The sequence below is a fragment of the Mycobacterium sp. genome (genome assembly GCF_049802695.1).
Taxonomy (GTDB): domain Bacteria; phylum Actinomycetota; class Actinomycetes; order Mycobacteriales; family Mycobacteriaceae; genus Mycobacterium.
Map to the genome: position 1 here is coordinate 1 of NZ_JBARMY010000480.1, position 7,317 is coordinate 7,317.

Annotated in this window: 8 protein-coding genes; 4 read left to right on the forward strand and 4 right to left on the reverse strand. The window is 65.6% G+C overall.

The genetic code is table 11. The features are described from left to right. On the reverse strand, positions 1-440 hold a 440-nt coding region (locus tag WA317_RS19015; RefSeq protein WP_425174510.1), incomplete at its 3' end, for a hypothetical protein. Positions 441-529: 89 nt separating this feature from the next. On the opposite strand from WA317_RS19015, the gene pyk reads away from it, so the two are divergent. The 3 genes from pyk to WA317_RS19030 all read left to right on the forward strand — a co-directional run bounded on the left by pyk (position 530) and on the right by WA317_RS19030 (position 4,327). Next, positions 530-1,948, forward strand: a complete 1,419-nt coding sequence (gene pyk / locus WA317_RS19020) for a pyruvate kinase (protein WP_425174511.1) — start codon at positions 530-532, stop codon at positions 1,946-1,948. Between the two features lie 12 nt (positions 1,949-1,960). Then, positions 1,961-2,824: an acyl-CoA thioesterase II gene (locus WA317_RS19025; RefSeq protein WP_425174512.1), complete on the forward strand. Its 864-nt coding sequence runs from the start codon at positions 1,961-1,963 to the stop codon at positions 2,822-2,824. A 105-nt stretch (positions 2,825-2,929) separates the two neighbouring features. After that, complete coding sequence (locus tag WA317_RS19030; RefSeq protein WP_425174513.1) at positions 2,930-4,327, forward strand: bifunctional lysylphosphatidylglycerol flippase/synthetase MprF; 1,398 nt, start codon at positions 2,930-2,932, stop codon at positions 4,325-4,327. On the opposite strand, the gene WA317_RS19035 is transcribed toward WA317_RS19030, so the two are convergent. Genes WA317_RS19035 through WA317_RS19045 form a run of 3 tightly spaced genes read right to left on the reverse strand, consistent with a single transcriptional unit; the run spans position 4,254 to position 6,835 of the window. Continuing rightward, on the reverse strand, positions 4,254-4,898 hold the full coding sequence (locus tag WA317_RS19035; RefSeq protein WP_425174514.1) for an HdeD family acid-resistance protein: 645 nt from the start codon (positions 4,896-4,898) through the stop codon (positions 4,254-4,256). The genes WA317_RS19030 and WA317_RS19035 overlap by 74 nt on opposite strands. Before the next feature lie 49 nt (positions 4,899-4,947). Further along, positions 4,948-6,270, reverse strand: coding sequence for an adenylate/guanylate cyclase domain-containing protein (locus WA317_RS19040; RefSeq protein ID WP_425174515.1), 1,323 nt, complete (start codon positions 6,268-6,270; stop codon positions 4,948-4,950). A 40-nt stretch (positions 6,271-6,310) separates the two neighbouring features. After that, positions 6,311-6,835 (reverse strand): nitroreductase family deazaflavin-dependent oxidoreductase, encoded by a 525-nt coding sequence (locus WA317_RS19045; protein ID WP_425174516.1) that lies wholly within the window; start codon positions 6,833-6,835, stop codon positions 6,311-6,313. Positions 6,836-6,963: 128 nt separating this feature from the next. On the opposite strand from WA317_RS19045, the gene WA317_RS19050 reads away from it, so the two are divergent. Next, positions 6,964-7,176 (forward strand): hypothetical protein, encoded by a 213-nt coding sequence (locus tag WA317_RS19050; protein WP_425174517.1) that lies wholly within the window; start codon positions 6,964-6,966, stop codon positions 7,174-7,176. Positions 7,177-7,317 lie beyond the last annotated feature (141 nt).

The window sequence follows — 7,317 nt, forward strand, 5'->3', positions numbered from 1 at the left end:
TCGCGGAGGGTGAGGCCGTCGAAGTTGAGGTCGCCGAGCCTGAGGTCGGCGAGCCGGAGGCCGTCGAAGTTGAGGCCGCCGAGCCCGAGATCGGCGAGCCGGAGGCCGACGAAGTTCAGGCCGCGGAGCCTGAGATCGCCGAGCGTGAGGTCGCCGAGATTGAGGCCGCCGAGGCTGAGGCCGCCGAGCCGGAGGCCGCGGAGCCTGAGATCGCAGCGGTGCCTTTGGTAATCGACGAATCCGCGGATGAGGAAACCCCCGAAGCCGAACACTCCGGCGAAGCCGATTCCTCGGACGCCCCCGCTGAAGTTGAGCAGGCGGTTACCGAAGTAGCGCCGGAAGCTGAACTTCCGGAGACGCCGGTCGCGGCCGACGAGGCCGAGACCCGTAACGAGAGCCTGCAAGACGCCGAAAACGAAGCCGACGCCACGCAAGATCATGGTTCCGCTGCTTCCCGAAGACGTTGGTGGCGACGCCGGAGATAAGTATCGGTCGAGATGGCCGGTGACCGAGACTATGCTGAGTCGTCGTGGCGAGACGCGGGAAGATCGTCTGCACTTTAGGCCCGGCCACCAGTAGTGACGAGTCGGTCCGGGCGCTGGTAGAGGCCGGGATGGACGTCGCCAGAATGAATTTCAGTCACGGCGACCACTGCGACCACAAAGCCGCCTACGACCGGGTGCGCGCAGCCTCCGACGCCACTGGTCGTGCGGTCGGAGTGCTCGCCGACCTGCAAGGCCCGAAGATCCGGCTCGGGCGATTCGTCGGTGGCGTCACCTACTGGGCCAAGGGCGAGACCGTGCGGATCACCGTCGAAGATTGCCAGGGCAACCACGACCGAGTGTCGACCACCTACAAGCAACTGGCCAAAGACGCCGTCGCCGGTGACCGGGTGCTGCTCGACGACGGCAAACTCGGCCTCCAGGTCAAAGGCGTCGAGGGTGACGACGTGGTGTGCACCGTCACCGAGGGCGGTCCGATCAGTGACAACAAGGGGATGTCGCTGCCCGGCATGAATGTGTCGGCGCCCGCAATGTCCGACAAAGACGTCGAGGATCTAGAGTTCGCGCTCACCCTCGGTGTCGACATGGTGGCGCTGTCCTTCGTGCGTTCCCCGTCCGATGTCGAGCTGGTGCACGACGTGATGGACCGGATCGGGCGCCGCGTCCCGGTGATCGCCAAGTTGGAGAAGCCGGAAGCGATCGACAACCTGGAAGCCGTGGTCCTGGCCTTCGATGCTGTCATGGTGGCGCGCGGCGACCTCGGGGTCGAACTGCCGCTGGAAGAAGTACCCCTGGTGCAGAAGCGGGCCATCCAGATGGCCAGGGAGAACGCGAAACCGGTGATCGTGGCGACGCAGATGCTCGACTCGATGATCGAGCACTCACGGCCGACCCGGGCCGAAGCCTCCGACGTCGCCAACGCCGTTCTCGACGGCGCCGACGCGGTCATGCTTTCCGGCGAAACCTCGGTCGGCAAGTACCCGTTGGAGTCGGTCCAGACCATGGCGCGGATCATCTGCGCCGTCGAGGAGAACTCGACCGCTGCGCCGCCGTTGACCCACGTACCACGGACCAAGCGCGGCGTGATCTCGTATGCCGCCCGCGACATCGGCGAGCGGCTCGACGCCAAAGCCCTCGTTGCGTTCACCCAGTCCGGCGACACCGTGCGACGGCTGGCACGGCTGCACACCCCCCTGCCGCTGCTCGCCTTCACGCCGTTGCCGGAAGTGCGCAGCCAACTTGCCATGACGTGGGGCACCGAGACGTTCATCGTCCCCACGATGGAGTCCACCGATGCCATGATCCGGCTCGTCGACAAATCGCTGCTGGAGCTGGGCCGCTACAAGCGCGGCGAGCTCGTCGTCATCGTCGCTGGGGCGCCGCCGGGCACGGTTGGCTCGACCAACCTCATCCACGTGCACCGCATCGGCGAGGACGACCTCTAGTCTGGAATCTCGATGTCTGATTTCGACGAGTTGCTCGCCGCGCTGGACCTGCACGACGTCGCCGACGATCTGTTCATCGGATGCCATCCGAGCAAGAACCCGCTGCGGACGTTCGGTGGCCAGCTGATGGCGCAGTCGTTTGTGGCCGCGAGTCGCACGCAGAGCCGTGACTTGCCGCCCAACGCGCTGTCGGTGCACTTCGTCAATGGGGGTGACACTGCAAAGGACATCGAATTCCGGGTGGTGCGGCTGCGCGATGAGCGGCGGTTCGCCAACCGGCGCGTCGACGCCGTCCAGGACGGGACGTTGTTGGCGTCGGCGATGGTGTCCTACCTGTCCGCCGGCAGTGGCCTCGAGCACAGCGTCGAACCACCGACAGTGCCTGAACCGGAGACGCTGCCCACGCTCGGCGAATTGCTGCGCGGCTACGAAAAGGTCGTGCCGCTATTCGTCGAGGCGCTGCAGCCAATCGATTGGCGGTACGCCAACGACCCGTCCTGGGTGCTGCGGGATAAGGGCGGGCAGCTGGCGCACAACCGGGTCTGGGTGAAGGCCGACGGTATGTTGCCGAAAGACCCGGTGCTGCACACCGCGGCGATGGTGTACTCGTCGGACACCACGGTGCTGGACTCCGTCGTGACCACCCACGGGCTCTCCTGGGGGTCCGACCGGATCTTCGCCGCGAGTGTCAACCACTCGATGTGGTTCCACCGCCAGGTCGACTTCAACGACTGGGCGCTGTATTCGACGTCGTCGCCGGTGGCGGTGGACTCCCGCGGTTTAGGCACCGGACACTTTTTCGACCGCGCCGGCCGGCTGGTCGCGACCGTCGTGCAGGAAGGGCTCGTGAAGTACTTCCCCGGCGCCCGAAGGTAGGCCGGGTAACGGTCCCGTTGCGACGCGGCGGGAACGCTGCACCTGCGATGTTGCGGGCGTACCGTTTTTGTTACTTGGTACTCGGGATCAGAGGATTGGTACCCGGTGAACGATACGTCGGTCATCGCACCCCGGCCCCGCGCCGGCGAACGAGTCGTCGTGCACGTCAATTCGGCGATGGCACGATGGATCGGCACGTCGGCGCTGCTCTGCGCGGTGTGCTGGCTGGTTACGGTGCTCACCCGCGACGCCGACCATGCGCACTGGCAAGCGGCCGGCCGGCTCGCCTGGTCGATGACCGTCTCGGCTGCGGTGGCGCTGATCGCGCGTGGCATCTTTCTCGGCCGACCGGTGACCGCGTTGCACGCGGTGGCCGCGGCCACTGCGCTGGTTGTCGGGGTGGGCGCGCATGTGGTCTCCTTCGACTTGCTCGGTGACCTGCTGATCGCCGGTTCCGGGCTGGCGTTGATGTGGCCGACATCGGCTCGGCCATCTGCCGCCGACCTGCCGCGGGTGTGGGCACTGATCAACGCGACAAGTGGGGATCCGTTGGCGCCGTTCGCGATGCAGACCGGCAAGTGCTATTACTTCAGCGCGGACGGTTCTGCGGCCCTCGCCTACCGCACGCGCAGCGGGTACGCGGTGGTCAGCGGCGATCCGCTCGGCGACGAGAGGCAGTTTCCCGAGCTGGTAGCAGGATTCGCGGCAGTGTGTCAGACCCGCGGCTGGCGGCTGGTGGTGCTGGGCTGCAGCGAGCGCAGGCTCGAGCTGTGGTGCGATGCAGCGGTGCTGGGGCAGTCGCTGCGGCCGATACCGATCGGTCGCGACGTCGTCGTCGACGTGCGAAACTTCGAGATGGTGGGACGCAACTTCCGCAACCTGCGGCAGGCAGTGCAGCGCACCCACAATTGCGGCATCACCACCGAGATTGCCGCGGAGCAAGAACTCGACGACCACCAGCTGGCGGAGCTGGTCGACGTGCTCCGCGGGTCACCGAGTGGGGCGCACACCGATCGCGGGTTCTCGATGAACCTCGACGGCGTGCTGGAAGGTCGATACCCCGGCGTGCAACTGATCACCGCCAGGGACTCCGACGGGCGAGTGCAAGGATTTCACCGGTATGTCGTCGCCGGTGGCGGCAGCGATGTCAGCCTCGATGTGCCGTGGCGGCGCGCCGGCGCCCCGAACGGAATCGACGAGCGGCTCAGCGTGGACATGATTCGCGCCGCTAAAGACGCAGGCGCGCAACGGTTGTCGCTGGCGTTCGCGGCTTTCCCGGATATTTTCGACCAGAAGCACCGCAGCCGGGCGCAGAGTCTCTGCTACCAATTGATCCATCTGTTGGATCCGCTGATCGCGCTGGAGTCACTGTACCGGTATCTGCGTAAGTTTCAGGCGCTCGGCGACCCGCGCTACGCGCTGGTCAATCTCACTCAGTTGGTCCCGCTGCTGTACGTGTTGTTGACCCTGGAGTTCCTGCCGCGCCGGCGCCACCTGCCGTAGCACCAGGTAGCGGCTGAACCAAGGACTTCGATGCGCTGCGGATGCCGAACGAAGAGACGACCTCAAAGGCGCCGAGCACGATAAGCCAGATCGCGACCACCAACGCGAGCACTCCAAGTGACGAAAACGGCGAGACGATCATCACGATGCCGGCCAACAGGCTGATGACGCCGATCACGACGTGCCAGATACGGCCCGGCACGGTTGGGTCGCTGACCGCCGAGATCGTGGTCGCCACGCCGCGAAAGATGAAGCCGACACCAATCCAGATCGCCAGCAGCACTAGAGATTGCAAGAGGCTGCGGAAGCAGAACAAGGCCAGAACCAACGAAACTGCCCCGCTGATGAACAAAAATATCCGTCCTCCAGCCGAGACGTGCAGGCTGAACGCGAAGATCACTTGCACGATCCCGGATATCAGCAAGTACGCCCCGAAGAGGATGGCAGCGACGACGAGGCTTCTGCCCGGCCATAACCAGATCACCACGCCGAGGGCCAGGGTGAGAATGCCCGACACGAGCGTGGACTTCCATAGGTGAGGCAGTAAGGCTGGGTGAGCAGTTGGTTGCATGCGCGAAGTGTCCCACAAGCCGGATTGCGACGGGAGTCCCTGATGCGGCTCAGACACCGGCCGGCCGCGCCGCTTCCGCAGTTAACCGGCCGGCGCCGCCCTGCGATCGGCGACCGACGAGATACCAGGTGTGCATCACGCCTTTGCCCTTGACTTCGACGTCACCGCGCTCATGCAGGACGAAGTTGTGCCGCAACCGCTCGTACACCACCTGAGGGACTTGGATCTGTCCCTCGGTGTCCGTGGATTCCATCCGCGACGCGACATTGACCGCGTCGCCCCAGACGTCGTAGAAGAAACGCCGTGAGCCGACCACGCCCGCGACCACTGGTCCGGAGGCAAGGCCCATGCGCAGCCGCACCGCGCGCCCGTGCGGATCTTGTAGCCCGGCGACCGCATCGGCCATGTCCAGGGCGAGATCTGCCAGCGCCTCGACGTGGTCGTGCCGCGGCCACGGCACGCCGCTGACCACCATGTAGCAGTCGCCGCTCACCTTGATTTTCTCCAAGCCGTGCTTGTCGACGAGAGTGTCGAAGTCGTTGTACAGCCGGTCCAGGAAAGTCACGAGGTCGGCCGGTGCGGTGTCGCTGGCCCGCTCGGTGAAGCCGGCGATGTCGGCGAACAACACCGAGGCGTCGTCGTATTTGTCGGCGATCACCTGCCGCTCGGGGTCTTTCAGCCGTGCGGCAATGCTGGCCGGCAACATGTTGCTCAGCAGGGCTTCGGAACGTTCGTACTCCACTTCCATGACCGCTTCCGCGCGGGCGATGCCGCGCAGCGCGTACCACATGGTCAGCACCACCATCGCGCAGGCGGAAACCGCCGCGATGACGAAGCCCAGCGACATGGCCCACGGTGGCTGCACCCCGGTGTCTCGCGGCACCGAAAACTCCAGGGCGATCACCAGACCGGCCGCGGCGGCAGCGAGCATCGACGCCAATACGATGTGTTCGATCCCGAGCTGCAGCACCACCAGGCATGCCGTTACCAGCAGGAAGAACTGCAAGCCGTTGCCAGTACCCACGTTCCAGGTGATGGCGACGATCGACACGTAGGAGGCGCAGACAAAGGTAAGCGGCGCAACCAATTCCCCGAAGCGGTGCAGAAGCGGAACCGCTGCGAAGATCGTTGCCGCGGCGAGGTCGATCAGTTGAGGAGTCGATGCCCCGGCGCCGGCGAAAAGCCCTAACAGTCCGTACGTTCCACACACCGAGACCGCCATCCAGGCGTTGATGTTGAGCACACGAAGCCGCCGCGCAGCGCTGTCCGCGTAGTGCTGACTGCGGGCACGCGTCTGCTTCCGCACTGCCGCGGCACAGTTCGGTGTTCGCGGTGGACCCGCCGGTGGGGCACCGCACTTCTTGGCCGCCACGTTGGAAGCCTAGCCCGTCAGGTGAAGCTTGGCAGCGCCATCAGCGCGGCGACAGCCGCAGGATCCGGATCATTCGGTTACCGCTTGTCCGTTGGGCATATTTGGCGTAGCCCGGGTAGAGGCGGACCGCCGAAGCGAACAGCCGGTCACGTTCGTCGCCCTCGGTTTCGCGGGCCGTGAAGGCTCCGCCGCGCGGCCCGATGTGCAATTCGCAGTCCGGATGGGCGAGCAGGTTGTAGTACCACCCGGGGTGCCGTTCACCGCCGTAGTTCGACGCGATCAGGATCACGTCGTCGCCGTCGGTGAAATAGGCCAGGGGTGTTTGGCGCGGCTGCCCGCTGCGTGCGCCGGTCGATGTCAGCACGACCAGCGGAAGCGCCCCGGCCGCCAGATTCACCCGCCCGCCGGTGATGCGCATTATCAGCGCGTCGAGCGGTGCGGCGATCGTGCGGTGCACCGCCGCGCCCGGCTTGGTCGAGGTCAGCCGTGCCAGCCCCCGTCTCCAGGCTGCCTTGCCGGCGCGCGGGTCGACGCGGGGGATGTCGTTGATGGCTCGGTCGGACATGATGTGCCCGAGCCTAGGCGGCTGCCCGATGAGCTGTCAGAGAATCAGCAGTGAATTGATGCACGAGCTGGGGGTTGTCTTCGCCACTGGGACCATGCTCGGTGCTCCGCGCGGAGCAAGATGTACGAGTGAGTTGGTCGAGGTACGAGGGTAGGGCGCTCGCGGACATCCGTCTGCAAGGCGGCGCGCTTTTCGCTCAGCTCGAAGACTTCATCCGCTTGGACAATCCGCATCTGACAGACATTCGGTTGGAGCGGGCAGCTCCGACAGGGGATTACGACCCGCGCGTTGACCCGCCGAGGCGGTGGTACGACGTCATTTACCTGGCCGACGACACTTAATCGGCGCCTGATTTGGTGACCCTTGTCAGTCGGCTCACTGACCGGCCTTCCGCGCACCACTACGTCGGACCGGGGCTACTTGAGACTGCTGAAAATGAGTGCCCTCGGTGGGATTCGAACCCACACTGGACGGGTTTTGAG